20 protein-coding genes and 1 riboswitch are annotated in these 20,233 nt (G+C 66.9%); of the genes, 14 read left to right on the top strand and 6 right to left on the bottom strand.

Annotated features, from left to right (window positions below):
* Positions 1-38: 38 nt before the first annotated feature.
* Positions 39-2,024 (bottom strand): monovalent cation:proton antiporter family protein, encoded by a 1,986-nt coding sequence (locus ASC83_RS00810; RefSeq protein WP_056056799.1) that lies wholly within the window; start codon positions 2,022-2,024, stop codon positions 39-41.
* Positions 2,025-2,237: 213 nt separating this feature from the next.
* Between ASC83_RS00810 and ASC83_RS00805 the strand changes: the two genes are divergently transcribed.
* From ASC83_RS00805 to ASC83_RS00790, 4 genes are read left to right on the top strand one after another with little or no spacing between them, the layout of a single operon-like run.
* Positions 2,238-3,239, top strand: coding sequence for an SIS domain-containing protein (locus ASC83_RS00805; protein WP_056056797.1), 1,002 nt, complete (start codon positions 2,238-2,240; stop codon positions 3,237-3,239).
* A 2-nt stretch (positions 3,240-3,241) separates the two neighbouring features.
* The gene (locus ASC83_RS00800; protein WP_056056796.1) at positions 3,242-3,811 is read left to right on the top strand and encodes an HAD family hydrolase; all 570 of its coding nucleotides are present in this window, start codon (positions 3,242-3,244) and stop codon (positions 3,809-3,811) included.
* Entirely contained in the window at positions 3,808-4,428 is a 621-nt protein-coding gene (lptC, locus tag ASC83_RS00795) for an LPS export ABC transporter periplasmic protein LptC (RefSeq protein ID WP_056056794.1), read from the top strand. The genes ASC83_RS00800 and lptC overlap by 4 nt, the downstream gene beginning before the upstream one ends.
* Positions 4,429-4,469: 41 nt before the next feature.
* Positions 4,470-5,252 carry an SDR family oxidoreductase gene (locus ASC83_RS00790; RefSeq protein ID WP_199170858.1) on the top strand — a complete coding sequence of 261 codons (783 nt, stop codon included), beginning with the start codon at positions 4,470-4,472 and terminating at the stop codon, positions 5,250-5,252.
* Positions 5,253-5,370: 118 nt separating this feature from the next.
* Here the strand turns inward: ASC83_RS00790 and ASC83_RS00785 are convergent, their stop codons facing one another.
* Together ASC83_RS00785 and ASC83_RS00780 are read right to left on the bottom strand one after the other, a co-directional pair.
* Positions 5,371-5,919 (bottom strand): RNA-binding protein, encoded by a 549-nt coding sequence (locus ASC83_RS00785; RefSeq protein WP_056056789.1) that lies wholly within the window; start codon positions 5,917-5,919, stop codon positions 5,371-5,373.
* 271 nt (positions 5,920-6,190) lie between these two features.
* Positions 6,191-6,574, bottom strand: a complete 384-nt coding sequence (locus ASC83_RS00780; protein ID WP_056056787.1) for an RNA-binding protein — start codon at positions 6,572-6,574, stop codon at positions 6,191-6,193.
* A gap of 245 nt (positions 6,575-6,819) precedes the next feature.
* Positions 6,820-7,005: riboswitch (yybP-ykoY riboswitch) on the top strand.
* Positions 7,006-7,021: 16 nt separating this feature from the next.
* On the opposite strand from ASC83_RS00780, the gene ASC83_RS00775 reads away from it, so the two are divergent.
* The 4 genes from ASC83_RS00775 (at position 7,022) to ASC83_RS00760 (ending at position 10,745) form a co-directional block, all read left to right on the top strand.
* Positions 7,022-7,588, top strand: a complete 567-nt coding sequence (locus tag ASC83_RS00775; RefSeq protein ID WP_056056786.1) for a TMEM165/GDT1 family protein — start codon at positions 7,022-7,024, stop codon at positions 7,586-7,588.
* A 246-nt stretch (positions 7,589-7,834) separates the two neighbouring features.
* Entirely contained in the window at positions 7,835-8,965 is a 1,131-nt protein-coding gene (locus tag ASC83_RS00770) for a homoserine O-acetyltransferase (protein WP_056056783.1), read from the top strand.
* Positions 8,962-9,546: a methionine biosynthesis protein MetW gene (gene metW, locus ASC83_RS00765; RefSeq protein ID WP_056056781.1), complete on the top strand. Its 585-nt coding sequence runs from the start codon at positions 8,962-8,964 to the stop codon at positions 9,544-9,546. Before ASC83_RS00770 ends, metW begins: the two co-directional genes overlap by 4 nt.
* Positions 9,547-9,614: 68 nt before the next feature.
* Positions 9,615-10,745, top strand: a complete 1,131-nt coding sequence (locus ASC83_RS00760; RefSeq protein WP_056056780.1) for a glycerophosphodiester phosphodiesterase — start codon at positions 9,615-9,617, stop codon at positions 10,743-10,745.
* Here ASC83_RS00760 and ASC83_RS00755 read toward each other — a convergent pair.
* Both ASC83_RS00755 and ASC83_RS00750 read right to left on the bottom strand, forming a co-directional pair.
* Entirely contained in the window at positions 10,729-11,364 is a 636-nt protein-coding gene (locus ASC83_RS00755; RefSeq protein WP_056056778.1) for an NAD(P)H-dependent oxidoreductase, read from the bottom strand. The genes ASC83_RS00760 and ASC83_RS00755 overlap by 17 nt on opposite strands.
* A gap of 59 nt (positions 11,365-11,423) precedes the next feature.
* Positions 11,424-11,906, bottom strand: coding sequence for a MerR family transcriptional regulator (locus ASC83_RS00750; RefSeq protein WP_082522277.1), 483 nt, complete (start codon positions 11,904-11,906; stop codon positions 11,424-11,426).
* Positions 11,907-12,075: 169 nt separating this feature from the next.
* On the opposite strand from ASC83_RS00750, the gene ASC83_RS00745 reads away from it, so the two are divergent.
* The 6 genes from ASC83_RS00745 to ASC83_RS00720 all read left to right on the top strand — a co-directional run bounded on the left by ASC83_RS00745 (position 12,076) and on the right by ASC83_RS00720 (position 19,609).
* Positions 12,076-12,909 carry a hydroxypyruvate isomerase family protein gene (locus ASC83_RS00745; RefSeq protein WP_056056777.1) on the top strand — a complete coding sequence of 278 codons (834 nt, stop codon included), beginning with the start codon at positions 12,076-12,078 and terminating at the stop codon, positions 12,907-12,909.
* Between the two features lie 136 nt (positions 12,910-13,045).
* Positions 13,046-15,109 carry a methyl-accepting chemotaxis protein gene (locus tag ASC83_RS00740; protein WP_056056774.1) on the top strand — a complete coding sequence of 688 codons (2,064 nt, stop codon included), beginning with the start codon at positions 13,046-13,048 and terminating at the stop codon, positions 15,107-15,109.
* Positions 15,110-15,208: 99 nt separating this feature from the next.
* The gene (locus tag ASC83_RS00735) at positions 15,209-16,411 is read left to right on the top strand and encodes a GGDEF domain-containing protein (RefSeq protein ID WP_056056772.1); all 1,203 of its coding nucleotides are present in this window, start codon (positions 15,209-15,211) and stop codon (positions 16,409-16,411) included.
* 94 nt (positions 16,412-16,505) lie between these two features.
* Positions 16,506-17,996, top strand: coding sequence for a M20 family metallopeptidase (locus ASC83_RS00730; protein WP_056056770.1), 1,491 nt, complete (start codon positions 16,506-16,508; stop codon positions 17,994-17,996).
* Positions 17,997-18,063: 67 nt separating this feature from the next.
* A complete protein-coding gene (locus tag ASC83_RS00725; protein ID WP_082522276.1) occupies positions 18,064-18,591 on the top strand; it encodes a peroxiredoxin in 528 nt (175 codons plus the stop codon).
* 139 nt (positions 18,592-18,730) lie between these two features.
* The gene (locus tag ASC83_RS00720; protein WP_056056766.1) at positions 18,731-19,609 is read left to right on the top strand and encodes an alpha/beta hydrolase; all 879 of its coding nucleotides are present in this window, start codon (positions 18,731-18,733) and stop codon (positions 19,607-19,609) included.
* Positions 19,610-19,678: 69 nt separating this feature from the next.
* Here the strand turns inward: ASC83_RS00720 and ASC83_RS00715 are convergent, their stop codons facing one another.
* Positions 19,679-20,161: a YidB family protein gene (locus ASC83_RS00715; RefSeq protein ID WP_056057634.1), complete on the bottom strand. Its 483-nt coding sequence runs from the start codon at positions 20,159-20,161 to the stop codon at positions 19,679-19,681.
* Positions 20,162-20,233 lie beyond the last annotated feature (72 nt).

The following is a 20,233-nucleotide window of genomic DNA, read 5'->3' as shown; positions in this document are numbered from 1 at the left end:
ACCACCCGCTGAGCTGCCAGCGGCGGGCCGTGGGCCAGTCAGCCTTTCAGCAGCTTGTCTTCCGCCAGCGCCAGCGCGGCCGGATGGCCCGACAGCACCAGCGTGTCGCCTTCGGCCAGCAGGGCTTCGTCCACTGCCGCGCTCACATGGCCATTGCCGCGCCGCAGGTTGACCACGCGCACGCCCATGGCGGGCAGGGCCAGCTGGCCCAGGCTGCGGCCCAGGGCGGTGGAGCCCGGGGGCAGGTTGATGGTGGACAGGCGCTCCTGGTCGCGTTCGTTCACCGTGTCGTCGTCTGCGCCATGGAAGTAGCCGCGCAGCAGGTTGTAGCGCGCATCGCGCTGGTCCTGCACCAGCCGCAGCACGCGGCGCATGGGCACGCCCACCAGGGCCAGGGCGTGGCTGGCGAGCATGAGCGAGCCTTCGATGGCCTCGGGTACCACCTCGGTCGCACCGGCCTCCTGCAGCTTGTCCAGGTACAGGTCGTCCTGCGTGCGCACCACCACCGGCACCTGCGGCGCGTGCGACCGGGCATTGGCCAGCACCTTCAGCGCGGCGGGCACGTCGATGTAGGTCACGGCCACGGCGCTGGCGCGCACCAGGCCCGCCGCCATCAGCGCCTGCAGACGGGTGGCGTCGCCATACACCACCGAGTCGCCGGCCGCAGCGGCCTGGCGCACGCGGTCCGGGTCCAGGTCCAGCGCCATGTAGGGGATGCCCTCGTGCTCCAGCATGCGCGCCAGGTTCTGTCCGCAGCGGCCGTAGCCGCAGATGATCACGTGTTTGCTGGTGTTGATGGACTTGCGCGCAATCGATGTCATCTGCAGCGACTGCTGCAGCCAGTCGCTGGCCACCAGCTTCATCACGATGCGGTTGCTGTACATGATGAGGAACGGCGTGGCCAGCATCGACAGCACCATGGCCGCGAGGATGGGGTTCATCAGCGCTGGCTGCACCAGCCCGTTGTTCTGCGTGAGCGACAGCAGCACAAAGCCGAACTCGCCCGCCTGCGCCAGGTACAGCCCGGTGCGCAGCGCCACACCGGTGGTCGCGCCCATGCCCCGCGCCAGCACCAGGATGATCCCCAGCTTGAGCACCAGCGGCACCGTGAGCAGCATCAACACCAGCGCCCAGCGGTCCACCAGGATGTGCCAGTCCAGCATCATGCCGATGGTGATGAAGAACAGGCCCAGCAGCACATCGTGAAAGGGCCGGATGTCCGTGCCCACCTGGTGGCGATACTCGGTCTCGGATACCAGCACGCCCGCAATGAAAGCGCCCAGCGCCAGGCTCAGGCCCGCCAGCTCGGTCAGCCAGGCCAGGCCCAGCGTGATCAGCAGCAGGTTCAGCATGAAAAGCTCGTCGCTCTTGCGCCGCGCGACCAGCGTGAGCCACCAGCGCATCAGCCGCTGGCCGCCCGTGAGCAGCAGGCCCACCAACACCGTGGCCTTGATCAGCGCCCAGCCCAGCGAGGTCAGCAGCTGGTCGGGCGACGACCCCAGCGCCGGGATCAGCACCAGCAGCGGCACCACCGCCAGGTCCTGGAACAGCAAGATGCCCATCACCCGCCGGCCGTGTTCACTCTCCAGCTCGGCCCGCTCGGCCATCAGCTTGACCACAATCGCCGTGCTGCTCATGGCCATCACGCCCGACAGCGCCAGCGCCGTCTGCCAGCCCATGTCCCACACCCCACCCGCCCAGCGCGACAGCGCCAGTGCCATGCCGGACACGACCGCCATCGTCAGCACCACCTGCATCAGCCCCAGGCCAAACACCTGCTTGCGCATGGCACGCAGCTTGGGCAGGCTGAACTCCAGCCCGATGGCGAACATCAGGAACACCACGCCAAACTCGCCCAGGTGGCGCACGCCTTCGGAGTTTTGCGCCAGTGCCAGCGCGTGCGGGCCAATGAGTACCCCAGCGGCCAGGTAGCCCAGCATGGGCGGCAGCTTGAGGCTGCGGCAGGTCACCACGCCCAGCACCGCGGCCAGCAGGTAAAGCAGTGTGAGGGCGAGAGAAGACATGGGTTCGATGCTATCCGAGGCTTGAGTTGTGTAACACAGGATTCAAGCAAGCCATTGGCCGGGGCTGCAGGCCGCTGCTGCCTCCCTGTTTGTGCGAGTCTGGCAAGCCCTGTGGGCTGGGCAAGGGCTTTTCTACCCGGATGCACGGACCGTGCCAGTGGACTTGGCCCATGCGACGGCCCGGCAGGCATGCCCGGTCGATAGAATCCTTGCATGACTCCCGCCCCCGCCGCGCTGCCCCCGTTTGATGCCGACCAGGCCCTGCGCCTGGCCCGCGAGACCTTCCACATCGAGGTGGAGGCCCTGAATGGCCTGGCGGCCCGCGTGGATGGCGTGTTTGCCCAGGCGGTGTTGATGGTGCTGCAGGCCCGGGGCCGCGTGGTGGTGATGGGCATGGGCAAAAGCGGCCATGTGGGGCGCAAGATCGCCGCCACACTGGCCTCCACCGGCACCCCCGCTTTTTTTGTGCACCCTGCCGAGGCCAGCCACGGCGACCTGGGCATGGTCACCGGCGACGATCTGGTGCTGGCCATCTCCAACAGCGGCGAAAGTGGCGAACTCACGGCCATCCTGCCCGTGCTGCGGCGCCTGGGCGCGCCCATGATCGCCATGACGGGCGGCCTGCAGTCCACCCTGGCGCGTTATGCCGACCTGGTGCTCGACTGCAGCGTGGCGCGCGAAGCCTGCCCGCTGAACCTGGCCCCCACCGCCAGCACCACGGCCCAGCTGGCCATGGGCGACGCGCTGGCTGTGGCCCTGCTGGACGCCCGGGGCTTCCGCCCCGAAGACTTTGCCCGCTCACACCCCGGCGGCGCGCTGGGCCGCAAGCTGCTCACCCATGTGAGCGACGTGATGCGCTCGGGCACCGAGGTGCCGCGCGTGGCCCCCGATGCCTCGTTCAGCGACCTCATGCGCGAGATGAGCGCCAAGGGTCTGGGCGCCTCGGCCATTGTCGATGCCGACGGGCAGCTGTTGGGCATCTTCACCGACGGCGACCTGCGCCGCCGCATCGAGGCCGGGGCGGACCTGCGGTCCACCACCGCAGCCCAGGTCATGCACGCCAACCCGCGCCGCATTGCCCCCGACGCCCTGGCCGTGGACGCCGCCGAAATGATGGAAGCCCACGCCATCACCAGCGTGCTGGTGGTGGACGCAGCGGGCGCCCTGGTGGGCGTGGTGCACATCGGCGATCTGATGCGTGCGAAGGTGATCTGACGATGGCGCTGGTTCCTCAGACCTCTCCCTCTCCTGCCCTGCAGATTGACCCTGAGCTGCTGCTGCGCGCCCAGGGCGTGCGCGTGGTCTTTTTCGACGTGGACGGTGTGCTCACCGACGGGGGCCTGTACTTCAGCGAAACGGGCGAGACCATCAAACGGTTCAACACCCTGGACGGTCACGGCCTCAAGCTGCTGCAAAAGGCAGGCATCACCCCCGCCGTCATCACCGGTCGCGACTCTGCCCCATTGCGCGTGCGCCTCAAGGCCTTGGGCGTGGAGCACGCCGTGTTCGGCACCGAAGACAAGCGCCCCGCCGCCGAGCAGATGCTGGCCACCCTGGGCCTGACCTGGGCGCAGGCCGCTGCCATGGGCGACGACTGGCCCGACCTGCCCGTGATGCGCCGCAGCGCCTTTGCCTGCGCGCCCGCAAACGCCCAGACCGAGGTGCGCCACGCGGCCCACTTCGTCACCCAGGCGCGCGGGGGCGACGGTGCGGCGCGCGAGCTGTGCGACCTGCTGCTGGTGGCCACGGGCCGCTATGCGGCGCTGCTGGCGGACTACACCGCATGATCCGCGTGATCCGTCAGGGCTGGGACCAGCTCTCGATCTACCTGCCCGTGGTGCTGATGGGCCTGCTGGCCCTGGGCACCTGGTGGCTGGTGCGCAACGCGCCCATGCCCCAGTTGCCTGCGATTGACCGGCCCGTGCAGCACCAGCCGGACTATTTCATGAAGTCCTTTTCGGTGAAGACATTCGATGCCACGGGCCGCCTGCAGAGCGAGGTGCAGGGTGACGAGGCGCGCCATTACCCCGACACCGACACGCTGGAGATCGATCAGGTCCGCATGCGTTCGGTCAGCCTCGATGGCCGGGTCACCGTGGCCACGGCCAACCGGGCCCTGAGCAACGCCGATGGCTCCGAAGTGCAGTTGTTCGGCAACGCCATCGTCAAGCGTGAACCGTTGCCCGCCAAGCCCGGGGCGGCAGCGCAGCCCCCCATGGAGTTCCGTGGTGAGTTTCTGCATGCCTTCACCAACACCGAGCGGGTGCGCTCTGATCAGCCGGTCACGCTCACCCGTGGCAACGACCGCTTCACCGCCGACAGCATGGATTACGACAACCTCGACCAGGTGCTGCAACTGCGCGGGCGCGTGCGCGGCATGATCCTGCCGGGCACCACGCGGTAGCCTCCACCTATCCTGCCTAGCCGCCCACTGTCGGAATGCACATGACCACTCCCCTTGTCTTCATCACCGGCGCATCCAGTGGCATCGGCCAAGCGCTGGCCCAGCGCTACCACCAAGCGGGGTTTCGCCTGGCTCTGGTGGCGCGGCGCACTTCCGAAGTCAAAACATGGGCAAGTGCTCAAGGAATAAGCCCTGAAAGCTATGAAATTTATAGTGCTGATGTGTCGGTGACTGACAGCATCGTGGCTGCAGGGCGCGATTGCATCGCACGCCAGGGTGTGCCGGATGTGGTGATCGCCAATGCCGGCATCAGCGTGGGCATGGACACAGCGGTGCGGGACGATATCGACGTCATGGCCCGCACCTTTGCCACCAACAACATCGGCATGGCGGCCACCTTCCAGCCGTTTGTAGACGCCATGGTGCAGCGCGGCAGCGGCACCCTGGTGGGCATCGGCAGCGTGGCCGGCATCCGGGGCCTGCCCGGCCATGGCGCCTACTGCGCCAGCAAGGCGGCTGTCATCAGCTACTGCGAAAGCCTGCGGGGTGAATTGCGCCCCCACGGCGTGCGCGTGGTGACGGTGTCGCCGGGCTACATCGACACCCCCCTCACGCAACAGAACCGCTACAGCATGCCGTTTTTGATGCAGCCCGCCGATTTTGCCGACCAGGCGTTTCGCACCATTCAGGCGGGCGTGAGCTACCGGGTCATCCCCTGGCAAATGGGCGTGGTCGCCAAGCTGCTGCGCATGCTGCCGAACCCATTGTTTGACAAGGTGCTGGCGGGCCGCCCGCGCAAGCGCCGCCAGAGCGAAATGCAGTAGGGGCGGGATTGCACAAGGCGCCCCAAGGCGCCGGGGGCGATGGAGATTGCTATCTCGACGTGCAGCTGCCATGAAAAAGGGCCCTGAAGGGCCCTTGTGACAGAAAAACGGGTGTGGTTCAGTAGCCGCCGTTGCCGCCGCCACCGTAGCCACCACCGCCGCCATTGCGGCCGCCGCCACCACCGTTGCGCGAACCCGAGCCGTACGGGCTGCGGAAGCCACCTTCGCTGCGGCCACCGCCGCCATAGCCCCCGCCACCACCTTCGCGGCCGCCGCCGTAGCCACCGCCGCCGCCCTCGCGGCCACCACCATAGCCACCGCCGCCTTCACGGCCGCCGCCATATCCGCCACCACCGCTGCGGCCGCCGCCGTAGCCGCCGCCACCACCGCCGAAACCACCGCTACGGGGTGGGCGTGGTTCCATGGGGCGGGCTTCGTTCACCACAATGCTGCGACCGCCGAGGGGCTGGCCGTTCATGCCGTTGATGGCGGCCTGGGCTTCTGCGTCGCTGCCCATCTCCACAAAGCCGAAGCCTTTGGAGCGACCCGTGTCGCGCTCCATCATGACCTTGGCGCTGGTCACGGCACCGAACTGGCCAAAGGCCTGTTCCAGATCACCGTCGCGCACCGAGTAAGGCAGGTTGCCGACGTACAGTTTGTTGCCCATCGAGGGACTCCTCAAAAACACGTGGATAAAGCGATGGAGTCCCCAAAACGCAGCCAGCTAATCTCAATGACGCTCTCAGCGCGAAACTGACGGATCACCGCAAACTTGAAATGCGGGCCAAACCCGCCAGACCATTATGCTCCACACTTTTGGGGAAAAAGCAAGGGGCCTTGCGCGCTGTGGTGTCCGTGCCGCGCCAGAACGCAAAAAGGAGCCCGAAGGCTCCATTTTTTGCCGTCGGCAGGCCCTAAGGACTGCCGATGAGGACTTTTTAGTAGCTGCTACGGCCACCGCCGTAACCACCACCGCCGCCACCGCCGTAGCCGCCGCCACCGCTACGGCCACCGCCGTAACCGCCGCCGCCGCCATTGCCGCCACCGAAGCCACCGCTACGGGGAGCGCGGGGCTCCATGGGGCGGGCTTCGTTGACCACGAGGTCACGGCCACCGAAGTTTTGACCATGCACGCCTTGGATGGCGGCTTGGGCTTCAGCATCGCTGCCCATTTCGACAAAGCCGAAACCCTTGGAGCGGCCGGTGTCACGTTCCATCATGACCTTGGCGCTGCCAACCGAGCCGTACTGGCTGAAGGTCTGCTGCAGATCTTCGTCGCGGAAAGAGTAGGGCAGGTTGCCCACGTAAAGTTTGTTGCCCATGAAGGACTCCTGAAAAAACACAAAAACGCGATGGAGCCCGACGCAATCAACAAACCTGTGACGACTTCAAAGACGCGAAACTGACCATTCACCGCTAAGCTAACTGCCCTTCTGCAAGCAGAAAAGCGAATCCATTATTAATCACTTTATGGGGCCCGTGGGGTTTTATTTCTGGGCAGATGGGCTCAAAACACCGGGGCAGCGTGGTTTTTCGGGGAATTTCAGGGCAAACCATAGGGTAAAATCCGTGGGTCTTTGGGGAGTAGCCCGCCCGGCCGCGCAATGCGCCGGGGGCATGCGTCAACACACTTGGGTTCTTTGAGACCTATGGCGTATGCGGCTTTTGAGCTGGGCGAGACCATTGACTGCAAACCGATCCACATGGCCGGAGTCGGGGTGCAGTCAATGCGTTTTCCACCCATCCGGCCGGATAGGACCCCCTCCCCCATGGAAGCCTTCTTCATTTCCACCGCCATCGTCGCGCTCGCCGAGATGGGCGACAAGACGCAGCTGCTCGCTCTGGTGCTGGCAGCACGCTTTCGCAAACCCTGGCCCATCGTGCTGGGTATCCTGGTGGCCACGCTGGTCAACCACGGCCTGGCCGGCGCTGTCGGTGCCTGGGTGACCACCTTCCTGGGCCCCCAGGTGCTGCGCTGGATTTTGGGCGCCTCATTCATCGCCATGGCGGTCTGGATGCTGATCCCCGACAAGCTGGACGAAGGCGAAGCCGACGGATCGCCACGCTGGGGGGTGTTTGGCACCACCGTGGTCGCATTCTTCCTGGCCGAGATGGGCGACAAGACCCAGATCGCCACGGTCATGCTGGCTGCAAAATACAACGCTTACCTCTGGGTGGTAGCGGGCACCACGTTGGGCATGATGCTGGCCAATGCGCCCGTGGTCTGGCTGGGCGAGCGCATCACGCGCAAAGTGCCCATCCGCGCGGTGCATCTGGTGTCTGCCGCCATCTTTCTGGTGTTGGGGCTGCTGGCGATTTTTTCGTCCGCAGGCTGACCTGATCGGTGCGACGGGCTGGGCGACGCGGCGCTGCTTTGGTATATTTGCCAGACGCGCCGATTTGCCACAGCTTGCGGGCGCTTTATAAATTCTGCTAAAGACCCGTCCGACACACCTGCCCGGCCTCGTTTTTAGCGACGCCGGGTATTTTTTTGCCGAGGTTTTGCCCTCGGTGACAGCGGCTCCTCAAGGGGCTTGCGGCGTGTGCAAGCGGTGGAACGTGAGGGCTTATCAGTTCCAACTATGTCGTTCATCGCCACACCCCAGTCCATGCATTTCCCGGAGGTGCTCCCGCTGCAAAGCGGTGCGACCATCCGCGACTACCACCTGGCCTACGAGACCTACGGCACGCTCAATGCCGACCGCTCGAACGCCGTGCTCGTGTGCCACGCCCTCAATGCCTCGCACCATGTAGCAGGCGTCTACGCCGGGCAGGACAAGAGCGAGGGCTGGTGGGACAACATGATCGGCCCCGGCAAGCCCGTGGACACCGACCGATTCTTCGTGATCGGCGTGAACAACCTGGGCTCCTGTTTTGGCTCCACCGGCCCCATGCACCACCACCCGGACACCGGCGAGGTTTATGGCGCGGACTTCCCCGTGGTCACGGTGGAAGACTGGGTCAATGCCCAGGCCCGTCTGCTCGACCGTCTGGGCATCCAGCAACTGGCGGCCGTGCTGGGCGGCAGCCTGGGCGGCATGCAGGCATTGAGCTGGACGCTGCAGTACCCCGAGCGCATGCGCCACGCGGTGGTGGTGGCCAGCGCCCCCAACCTCACAGCCGAGAACATCGCCTTCAACGAAGTGGCCCGCCGCGCCATCGTGACCGACCCGGACTTCCACGGCGGCCACTTTTACCGCCAGGGCGTGATCCCCAAGCGTGGCCTGCGCATTGCCCGCATGATCGGCCACATCACGTACCTGAGCGACGACGTGATGAACGAGAAGTTTGGCCGGCAGCTGCGCGAAGGCCTGGAACTGAAATACAGCACCCAGGACATCGAGTTCCAGATCGAAAGCTACCTGCGCTACCAGGGCGACAAGTTCAGCGATTACTTCGACGCCAACACCTACCTTCTCATCACCCGCGCGCTCGACTACTTCGACCCCGCGCGCACCCATGCCGGCAACCTCACGCGGGCCCTGGCCCGGGCGCAGGCCAGGTTCCTGCTGGTGAGCTTCACCACCGACTGGCGCTTCTCACCCAAGCGCAGCCGCGAGATCGTGAAGGCCTTGCTCGACAACCGCCGCAGCGTGAGCTACGCCGAGATCGACGCGCCCCACGGGCACGATGCATTTTTGCTCGATGACGCCCGGTACATGGGCGTTATGCGCTCTTACTTCGATAGCATTGCCAAGGAGTTGCAACCATGACCGAAAAAGCGGCGATGCAAGCCTTGGCGCGCCTGGTGCCCCCCGGCTCGCGCGTGCTCGACCTGGGCTGTGGCAACGGCGCCATGCTCGACTACCTGCAGCGCGAGCGCGGCTGCAGCGGCTATGGCGTGGAGATCGACGACGCCAACGTGCTGGCCTGCGTGCAGCGCGGCGTGGATGTGATCCAGCTCAACCTCGACGAGGGGCTGGCGATGTTTGGCGACAACAGCTTTGACGTGGTGCTGCAGATCGACACGCTGCAGCACCTGCGCAATGCCGAAACCATGCTGCGCGAGACAGCGCGTGTGGGCCGCACGGGTGTGGTGGCCTTCCCTAACTTTGCGCACTGGCCCAACCGCCTGTCCATCCTGCGCGGGCGCATGCCGGTGACGCGGCGCCTGCCCTACCAGTGGTACGACACGCCCAATATCCGTGTGGGCACGTACAAAGACTTCGAAGTGCTGGCCACCAAGAACAGCCTGCGCATCCTCGACTCCTTCGGGCTGCAGGACGGGCAAGAGGTGCGCTGGCTGCCTAATGCACGCGCGGGCACGGCCGTTTTTCACTTCGAACACGCGTAGGCATCCTCGCGACACGACGCTGTCAAACGCATCGGCTAAGGTGCGGGCTCTGCTTGTAGGAGACCCGCATGAAACGCACTGCACTGCGCGCCGTGACTGCCGCCGCGCTGCTCACCACCTGGGCGCTGGGCGCCGTCGCCCAGGCCTGGCCGCCCACCCCCACCGTGATTGCCCACCGGGGCGCATCGGCCCTGCGGCCGGAGCACACGCTGGCCGCGTACCAGAAGGCCATTGACGACGGCGCCGACATCATCGAGCCCGACCTGGTCATCACCAAGGACGGCGTGCTGGTGGCGCGGCACGAGAACGCCATCGCCATCCTGGGCGCTGATGGCTCGGTGAAGGAAGCCACCACCGACGTGGTGGACCGCCCCGAGTTCGCAGGCCGCAAAACCACCAAGACCATCGACGGCCAGGCCATCACCGGCTGGTTCACCGAAGACTTCACGCTGGCCGAGCTGAAAACCCTGCGCGCCCGCGAGCGCATCCCTGCGCAGCGCCCGGCCAACGTGGCCTACAACGGTCAGTTCGAGGTACCCACTTTGCAGGAGGTGATCGACCTGGCCAAGGCGGCGACGGCCAAGACCGGTCGCACCATCGGCATCTACCCCGAGACCAAACACCCCACCTACTTCCAGTCCATCGGCCTGCCGCTGGAGGCGCCGCTGCTGGCCGTGCTGGAGAAAAACGGCTGGAACCACAAGGACGCGCCCGTGTTCGTGCAGTCGTTCGAGGTCAGCAACCTGCAGGCGATCCGCAAGCTCAGCAGCGTGCGTCTGGTGCAGCTGGTGGCGCCCTCGGGCCGGCCCTTTGACTTTGTAGCCCAGGGCGCGGCCAACACGCGCGCTTATGCCGACCTCATCACGCCCGAGGGCCTCAAGCAGGTGGCCACCTATGCCAATGCCATCGGCCCGTTCAAGACGCTGGTGGTGCCGGTCAAGGATGGCGTGCCGGGCGAACCCACCCCGCTGGTGGCGCGCGCCCGCGCCGAAGGCCTGAGCGTACACATCTGGACGCTGCGGCCTGAAAACGCCTTCTTGCCCGCAGGCCTGAAGAAGGCACCGACCACCGATGGCACGGTGCGCGGCGACAGCGTGGGTGAGATCACGGCCTATCTGCGCGCAGGCATCGACGGCTTCTTCACCGACGACCCGGCCGTGGGCCAAGCTGCCGTTCAAGCATTCACGGCGACGAAGTGACGGGTGCCGGGCGCGGCTTGCCCGGCGCGGAGCGTGCCCCCTGGCGCTGCCCCAGTTGCCGCGCCTTTTCCACCCACTGCGCCAGCCGCTCGTTGCTGGCGCTGCGCACCGGGCCAAAGCTGTGCACCTGCACGGGGCTGATGCCGCAGAACTCCAGGATGGCCTTCTTCATCTGGTGGTGCCCTGGCATGCGTGTGACCCAGCGGAAGTACCAGGGCGGCGAGTCCATGGTCACCAACAGCTCGGCCGATCGGCCGGCCAGCAGCTTGTCCCACAGTGATGAGCCTTTGCGGTACTTGAAGGCATAGCCGGGCAGCAGCACGCGGTCGATAAAACCCTTGAGCAGCGCGGGCATGGCGCCCCACCAGATCGGATAGACCCACACCAGATGGTGCGCCCAGGTGATGTCGGCCTGCGCGGCCAGCAAATCGGGTTCCAGCGGCTGGGCAGCGCCATAGCCCTGGAACAGGGGGTTGAAGGTCAGCTGACCCACGTCCAGAAACCGCACCTGCGCCCCTGCGCGCCTGGCGCCCTCGGCATAGGCACGTGCCATGCCTGCGCACAGGCTCTCGGCGGTGGGGTGGCCCAGGATGACCAGAATGTTTTGTTGCTCTGCCACAGACGCTCCATCACGGTGTTGTTGATGGCGCCATGGTCACCCTGCCCCACGGGGCAGAGTCAAGCGGTCAGGTCAAGTCGCGGTGAATCTCGCAGCGCCCGCCGTGGTAGCTGCACCAAATTGCGCGGGGTTGTGCGCTGGAGGTGCCACCGCCAGTGTGGAGGGCGCAGCGCAGGCTTCGGGTGCCACGGGCACGGCCAGGTGTCGCAGGTGTGCAGCTCGGCTTCCAACAGCGCCAGCTGTGCGTCCAGCGCTGACAGGCGCGCCAGCTCCTGCGCCACGGCGGCCCGCCGCCCGGCCACCAGCTGGGCCATGCGTTCCCAGCCTGCAGCGGTGTCGATGTGGGGCAGGCCATCCAGCTCCGACAGCCGAAAACCCAGCGCCTGGGCCTGGCGGATCAGCAACACGCGGGCTACATCGGCCTCGCCATAGTGGCGGTAGCTGCCTGCGCGCGCCACCGTGCCCAGCAGGCCCCGGGCCTCGTACAGCCGGATGGCCTTGGGCGTGGTGCCGGTGCGTTGGGCGAGTTCTCCGATGCGCATGGATGATCCTGAGGGCGCTATAAAATATATAGCTGTAAAGGCATATGAAATTAGCGCTAGAGGCGAATTTGGCACAAATTCAGGCTCCACGGCGCTCTGGGCGGGCAATGGGCTCGTTGGCTACACGATAAGCTGCGGCGCTTTGAAGTTGCCCCTTCGCACTGCCCCCATGCCCAAGTTTGCCGCCCACCTGAGCCTGATGTACACCGAGCTGCCCTTGCTCGACCGTTTTGCGGCTGCGGCGCGCGACGGGTTCCGGGCGGTGGAACTGCACTTCCCCTACGCTTTCGAGCCCCGCGAGATCGCTGCCCGGCTGCAGGACAACGGCCTGCAGCTGGTGCTGTTCAACGCCCCCGCGGGCGGGGTCGCGCCCGCCGACATGGCCCACGCCTGGGACCAGGGGGCACGCGGCCTGGCCGCGCAGCCGGGTCGGGAGGCGGAGTTTCGCGCCGGAGTGCTGGAGGCCCTGCGGTATGCCGAGCAACTGCGCTGCCCGTTCATCAACCTGCTGTGCGGCACCGTGCCGCCGGGGGTGGAGCGCGAATCGCTGAAGGCCCTGTGCGTGGGCAACCTGCGCTGGGCGGCAGAGCAGGCCGCGCGTGCAGGGTGTGACATCCTCATCGAGCCCACCAACCTGCGCGACGTGCCGCGTTATTTTCTGAACCGGCAGGACCACGCGCACGAGCTGCTCGACGCGGCCCAGGTGCCCCACCTGAAGGTGCTGATGGACCTGTACCACTGCCAGCTGGTGGAGGGGGATCTGCACGGCAAGCTGCAGCGCTACCTGCCCACGGGCCGCGTGGCCCACATCCAGGTGGCGGGTGTGCCCGCGCGCAACGAGCCCGACCGGGGCGAGCTGCACTACCCGTTCCTGTTCGACACCCTCGACGCCCTGGGCTACACGGGCTGGGTGGGTTGCGAATACAGCCCGTCGGCAGGGACATCGCAAGGGCTTGGCTGGCGGGACCTTGCCCTGCGCAACGGCCCCCAGCACCCGGCCTAAATCGTTTCGCGGGCCAGCTCCAGTACGCGCGAATGCGTAAGGGAATGCGTGAATAAATGTAACAAGGTGCTGGGCTTAGAGTGAAAGCAGACCGGCCCAGCCGGCTTTTCGCATTCCATTCCAGGAGACACCCCGCATGCCCGCATCCCTTGCCAACAACCGATCCGTCGCGCGCCAGGTCACGTTGACCGCCATTGCGCTGGTGGCCTTGGTGCTGGTGCTGGTGGGGCTGGCGATTGCCGTGCTGACCGAGCGCAGCACCCGCGCCCAGGTGGTGGCCAGCGTGGGCGACACGGCGCAGAGCGTGGCGCAGTCGCTGGACGCGGCCGACAACACCAACCGCGAGCTGGTGCAGCTGACCATGAAGGGCTTTCAGCGCTACTTCGAGGCCACCATGCAGCTCGACGAAGCCTCGGGCGAGCTGCGCAGCTACGGCGCGCTGGTCAACGAGGACTATGGCTCGGTCGACAAATTCGCCAGCGAGACGGGCGGCATTGCCACCGTGTTTGCCAAGAAGGGCGACGATTTCATCCGCATCACCACCTCGGTCAAGAACGACAAGGGCGAGCGCCAGATGGGCACGCTGCTTGGCCGCACCGACCCGGCCTACGCCACGGTGTCCAAGGGCGAGCCCTTTACCGGCGTCACGGTGGTGAACGGCAAGCCCTTCATGGGCCACTACCTGCCCGCCAAGGACGCCTCGGGCAAGGTCATTGCGCTGCTGTTCATCGGCAACGACATCAGCGTGTTCCACGCCATGCTGCAAAAGCAGGTGGCGCAGACGAAGTTCTTCGAACACGGCGGCACCTACGTGATCAACCCTGGCACCTCGCTGGACCAGGCCGTGTTCGTGTACCACCCCACGGCGCGCGGCAAGCGCGTGCTGGAGGCCTACCCGCAAGCGCGCCCCTTCTTTGAAGCGCTGGCTGCATCGCAGGACGGCTTTGTGCGCGAGGCCGCAGACGTGCTGGGCACCGGCGCCGAGAACCCCTGGGCGCTGGTGCGCAAGACCGGTGGCGGCTGGTGGGTGGTGGCCGAAGTGGCCGACGGCGAGGCCATGGCAAGCCAGCGGCGCGTCACGCTGGCCGTGTGGGGCCTGATGGCCGTGGCCGTGGTGCTGCTGGCCATCGGCCTGTTCGTCATGCTGCGCCGGGGCGTGAGCCGCCCGCTGCAGGACCTGACCCAGGCCATCACGCTGGTCGCGCAGGGCGACCTGACCGAAGCCTTTCACACCACGCGGCGCGACGAGATCGGCGCGCTGGTGCAGGAGGTGGAGGGCATGCGCCAGCGGTACACGCAAATGCTGCAGCAGGTGCGCAATGCCGTGGACAGCATCACCACCGCCAGCGCCGAGATTGCCAGCGGCAACCAGGACCTGTCGGCCCGCACCGAGGCCACGGCCAGCAGCCTGGCGCAGACCGCACAAAGCATGGAGCACCTGACCTCCACCGTGCGCCAGTCGGCCGACGCCGCGCGCCAAGCCAACCAGCTGGCCAGCACCGCCGCCGAAGTGGCTGCGCGCGGCGGCCAGGTGGTGGGCGAGGTGGTCACCACCATGGGCGACATCAACCAGAGCTCGCGCAAGATCGCCGACATCATCGGCGTGATCGATTCGATCGCGTTCCAGACCAACATCCTCGCGCTCAACGCTGCGGTGGAAGCCGCCCGCGCGGGTGAACAGGGCCGGGGTTTTGCTGTGGTGGCCAGCGAAGTGCGCAACCTGGCCGGGCGCAGCGCCGAGGCGGCGCGCGAGATCAAGGCGCTGATTGGTGCGTCGGTGGAGCGGGTGGAATCGGGCGCGCGCCTGGTGCAGAACGCGGGCAGCACCATGGACGAGATCGTGGGTTCGGTCAAACGGGTGGGCGACATCATTGGCGAGATCACCGCAGCCTCGACCGAACAGTCCGACGGCATCGGCCAGGTCAACACCGCCGTCAACCAGCTCGACCAGATGACGCAGCAGAACGCCGCGCTGGTGGAGCAATCGGCCGCCGCTGCGCAAAGCCTGCGCGAGCAGGCCACGCGGCTGGCCGGGGCGGTACAGGTGTTCAAACTCTCGCGGGGCGACGGCACGGCGACCCACGGTGGCCTGGGTTACTCGGCGCGCGAGGCCCTGGCTGCGCCCATGGCGCAGACCGGCGACGGCGAGGGACAGCACGCGCCCGGCAGCGGAGCCCGGGCGCCCACCCAGCTGCAATAGGGCGCACGAACGGTGGGGGTGGTCATCCGGCGGTTTGCGGTCTGTGGCCCTTGGTTTATGCTGGTCTGATTCCTTTCACTCCCCCGCCCACCTGCATCCATGGCCGCCCACGTCCCCACCATGCTGGCAATGATCATTGCCAGCTCCCTCATGATGGCGGCCTCCATGGCCGTGGTGGGCTGGGGTCGGCGGCGCGATGGCCTGGGCCGCTGGGCGGCGGCCCTGCTGGTCAACGCCATCGGCCACTTGCTCATCATGCTGCGCGGCCTGATCCCCGATGTGTTGTCCATCGTGGTCGGCAACCTGATGTTGTCCAGTGTGTTCGTGGGGATGATTGCTGCGGTCTATCAGTTCCAGGGGCGCCCCGTGCGCTGGCCCCTGCTGCTGGCACCACCGCTGCTGGTGCTGGTTTTTGTCTCGGTGTTCATCGACAACTTTCCGGCGCGGGTGAGTTTTGTGGGGCTGGTCATCGGGCTGCAAGCCGTGTGGGCGCTGCTGGCAGCGCTGTCGCACCGGCATGCCACCGTGGGGCGCGGGCAATGGCTGCTGGTGGCGGGCCTGTTGCTGGAGGCTGTCGTGCTGGGGGGCCGTGCATTGGTGGCCATCAGCACGCACACCGAGGCCACGAACATCCTGCAAAGCAGTGCGCTGCAGACCCTGACCTTTCTGGCCACGTTCTCGGTGGTACTCGTCAGCTCGGTGGGTTTTGTGTTCATGTCGCGCGACCGGGCCGACGAAAACAACCGCGTGCTGGCCGCGCTGGACCCGCTCACCGGCGTGGCCAACCGCCGCTCGCTGATCGCCGCGCTGGACCGCGACGTGGCCCGTGCCCAGCGCATGCGCGAGCCCATGGCGCTGATGATGGTGGACATCGACCACTTCAAGGACGTGAACGACCAGTACGGCCACCCGGCGGGGGACCGCGTGTTGTGCAGCGTGGTCAATGTGCTGCGCCAGCGCGTGCGTGCGCAGGACTTGGTGGGCCGCTACGGGGGCGAAGAGTTCATGGTGCTGCTGCCCGACACCGGCCTCGTGGGGGCCGAGCAGCTGGCGCGCGAGCTGTGCAAGGCGGTCGAGGAGTCCCGCTGCCCAGCCGATGGCGTGCCCGGCCCCGGCATTGCGGTCACGGTGAGCATTGGCGTGTTTGGCGGGCGGCTGGAGTCGGGTGACAGCTGGGACATGCTGATTGCTGCCGCCGACCGCGCGCTGTACCAGGCCAAGAACAACGGCCGCAACCGCGTCGAGGTGGCCACGGGCCTGCGCCGCCCCAGCGCCCAGCTGGCGGCCCAGGCCAATCCCTAGACCCTGCCCGAGTCTCTGTATTGATCGATGGCGCCCGGCGGGGGGTTGTGTTGGAATGGCGGATTGATCACCTTCTGCCTTCAGGAGCCCCACCATGAACGCCCGCGTGCTCTCCCAAGTCCTTCAGCCTGAGCTTGCCCTGCAGCGTGTCAGCCAGGCCTGGGACAGTGACATTGTTCGCCAGCTCACCGACTACATCGCCATCCCTGCCAAGTCCCCCACGTTCGCTGCCGACTGGGCCGAGCTGGGCTTGCTCGACACCGTGGTGCGCAACGCCGCCGCCTGGGTGGAGTCGCAAAAGGTGGAGGGCCTGACGCTCGAAATCGTGCGCCTGGAAGGCCGCACCCCGGTGCTGTTCTTCGAGATCGCCGCCACCCAGCCCGGCGCCACCGACACTGTGCTCATGTACGGCCACCTGGACAAGCAGCCCGAGTTCTCCGGCTGGCGCAGCGACTTGGGCCCCTGGACGCCCAAGTACGAAGACGGCAAGCTCTACGGCCGGGGCGGCGCCGACGACGGTTATGCGGTGTACGCCAGCATCGCTGCGGTGCAGGAACTCAAGCGCCAGAACGTGCCGCACCCGCGCATCGTGGGCCTCATTGAAACCTGCGAGGAAAGCGGCTCGCGCGACCTGCTGCCCTACATCGATGCATTGAAGCCCCGCATGGGCAACGTGGCGCTGGTGGTGTGCCTGGACTCGGGCGCTGGCAACTACGACCAGCTGTGGCTCACCACCAGCCTGCGCGGCATGGCCAGCGGCACGCTGAAGGTCGAGATCCTGACCGAGGGCATCCACTCGGGCGATGCCTCGGGCCTGGTGCCCTCGTCGTTCCGCATCATGCGGCAGGTGCTCGACCGGCTCGAAGACAGCGCTACCGGCCGCCTGCTGCCCCAGAGCTTCCATTGCGAAGTGCCCGCCGACCGGCTGGCCCAGGCCCGCGCCACGGCGGCCATCCTGGGCGAAGAGGTGTACCGCCGCTTCCCCTGGGCGCACTACGACTGCGGCGGCTCCACCACGTTTGCACTGCCCACCACCACCGACCCGGTGCAGGCATTGCTCAAGCGTACCTGGGAGCCCACGCTCAGCGTCACCGGTGCCGAGGGCTTCCCGGCGCTGCAGGACGCGGGCAATGTGCTGCGCCCCTACACCGCCTTCAAGCTCAGCCTGCGCCTGCCCCCGCTGGTGGACGCCGCGCAAGCCGTGCAGGACCTGAAGGCGCTGCTGGAAGACAACGCGCCCTACCAGGCCAAGGTCACCTTCCAGAGCGGCGGCGGCGCCACGGGCTGGAACGCCCCGGCCATCACACCTTGGTTTGAGCAGGCGCTCAACGAGGCCTCACAGGCGCACTTTGGCGCGCCCTGCGGCTACATTGGCCAGGGCGGCACCATCCCGCTCATGAACATGCTGAGCGAAGGCTTTCCCACCGCGCAGATGATGGTGTGCGGCGTGCTGGGCCCCAAGAGCAACGCGCACGGCCCCAACGAGTTTTTGCACGTGCCCTATGCCAAGCGCCTCACCGCCTCCGTGGCACACGTGATGGCGGCCATGGCCCAGCAGGCAGCCGCTGCGGCCACGGCCCCCTGACACCAGAGGGCGCCACACCGGGCGCCCTGGGTGCTCTTCCTCACGCCTTCCATCACCGGGTCACACCATGGAAAAACGCGCCTTTCTCCACGCCTGCTCTGCAGCTGCCCTTGCCACTCTCGCGCCGGCGTCCGGTACGGCCCAGACCCCGGCTGGCAGCAGCACACCGGGCCCTCTTCACACGCTGACCGGTACCAACAGCGAAGGCAAACCGGTCATGCTGACGGACTATGCGGGCAAGGTGTGTCTGGTGAGCTTTTTCACCGCTGGCTGCGCTCTGTGCACCAACGAGTTGCGCCTCATGCGCGAGTTTTACACCGCCAATCGCCAGCGCGACTTTGTGCTGCTGGGCGTGAACATGGATGAGAAGGCTGCTGACTTCATGCAGTACATCGAGCTGCTCAAGGTATCAGTGCCCGCTGAGCAGCGTTTTCCCATTGCCTGGCGAAACGCTGAGGGGCACAAGGACAGTTTTGGCGCCATTTCGCGACGTCCCACGCACTTCGTGCTCAACCGCAAGCACCAGCAAGTGCTGCGGCGCGAGGGCAATTTCCTGCCCACCGACTGGGATGACCTCTGGGTATCTCTGGCTTGAAAACCCCGGAGCAGCTTCGCCCGATCAGGGGTCACGCTCTCTGGGTCTTGCCGGCAGTACAAGCCTGACCATTTAGTGCATCGGGTATTTGGGTGCGCCGGGTATGCTGTCCCATCGCGTCTCGAATGCCCTGCTTTCCATGACTTCTGACGAACTGCTTCCTTCGACCCTGACCACCTTCACCGCGAGCGATGGCGAGAACCTGGCTGTGCAGGACTGGCCCCTGCCGCAGGGCGAGCCCTGCCGGGGGACGGCGCTGCTGGTGCACGGCCTGGGCGAGCATGTGGGCCGCTACGACGCGCTGGCCCGCCGCCTCAACGACTGGGGGTTTGCGGTGCGGGGCTACGACCAGTACGGCCACGGCGAATCGGCCGGGCCGCGCGGCGGGCTCACGTCGGACATGCGCCTGCTGGACGATCTGGCAGACTTGGTGGACGCCACCCGCGCCCGCATGCCGGCAGGGCAACCCCTGGTGCTGCTGGGCCACAGCATGGGCGGCTTGGTGGCCTCGCGGTTTGTGTCCCTGCACCTGCGGCCGGTGGATGCACTGGTGCTGTCCTCCCCCGCGCTCGATGCCGGCCTGGGCGCCGTGCAAAAGCTGCTGCTGGCCACCTTGCCGCGCCTTGCGCCCAACCTGCGCGTGGGCAACGGGCTGGACGCGCAGTACCTTTCGCATGACAGCGCCGTGGTGGCGGCCTACCTGGCCGATCCGCTGTGCCACGACCGCATCAGTGCCCGCCTGGCCCGCTTCATTGCCGAGGGTGGCCCCGCCACCGTCGCCCGCGCTGCGCACTGGAGTGTGCCCACGCTGCTGATGTGGGCGGGCAGCGACAAGCTGGTCAACCCCGCAGGCAGCCGAGCGTTTGCGGCCGCCGCACCCCAGGCCGTGGTCCATTCGCACTGCTTCGAGCCCCTGTTCCACGAGCTGTTCAACGAAAGCCCTGAGCTGGCGGAGCCGGTGTTCGACCTGCTGCGGCAGTGGCTGGTGCGGCGCTGCGCGGTGCCTGCAAGGCCGTAGGCAGGCGCCGGGTGGCCTGATTTCAGAGAAAACGGCTGGTCGCGCCAGTGCAATATGACCCGGTTGCTATTATTTTTGAAGTAGGCCGCCGAGCATCCCCAGCAGGTCGTTGGCATTGCCAAAACCGCCATGGGGCGCCTGTCCCTGGGGGCTGAGGTGGTCTACCAGGCCCGGCAACACCTGGGCCAGTTGCCCTGCCGCAGCGCTGGGGCCCACACCCAATTGCGACGCGATCTGCGCCAGCGGGCCACTGCCCAGCACCTGGGACAGCTGCTCACCCGAGATCGCCTGGTTGGGCCCGGCGCTCAGCCACGACGCAATCACGTTGCCCAGCCCGGCCTGCTGGAACTTGGCCATCAGCCCCGGCAGGCCGCCCACCGGGCCGTCGTTGCTGAGGAGGGACATGACGGCCTGTACCAGCTGCGGGTTTTGTGCGGCCAGGCTGATCAGCCCTCCCAGGCCACCACCGGCCCCACCCGCCGCAGCGGCGCCACTGCCGCCTTGCGACGCGTTGTTGATGACGGCACCCAGAACGGAATCGAGCAAACCCATGGTGTTCTCCTGCAGAGGAATGAAGGGCGGCAGTGCGCCAGCCCGGACGGAACCATCCATGGTACGCACCTC

The sequence above is a fragment of the Acidovorax sp. Root402 genome (genome assembly GCF_001425125.1).
Classification (GTDB): Bacteria; Pseudomonadota; Gammaproteobacteria; order Burkholderiales; family Burkholderiaceae_C; genus Acidovorax; species Acidovorax delafieldii.
The sequence above is the reverse complement of the archived record's forward strand: the minus strand, read 5'-3'. Positions and strand labels throughout refer to the sequence as shown.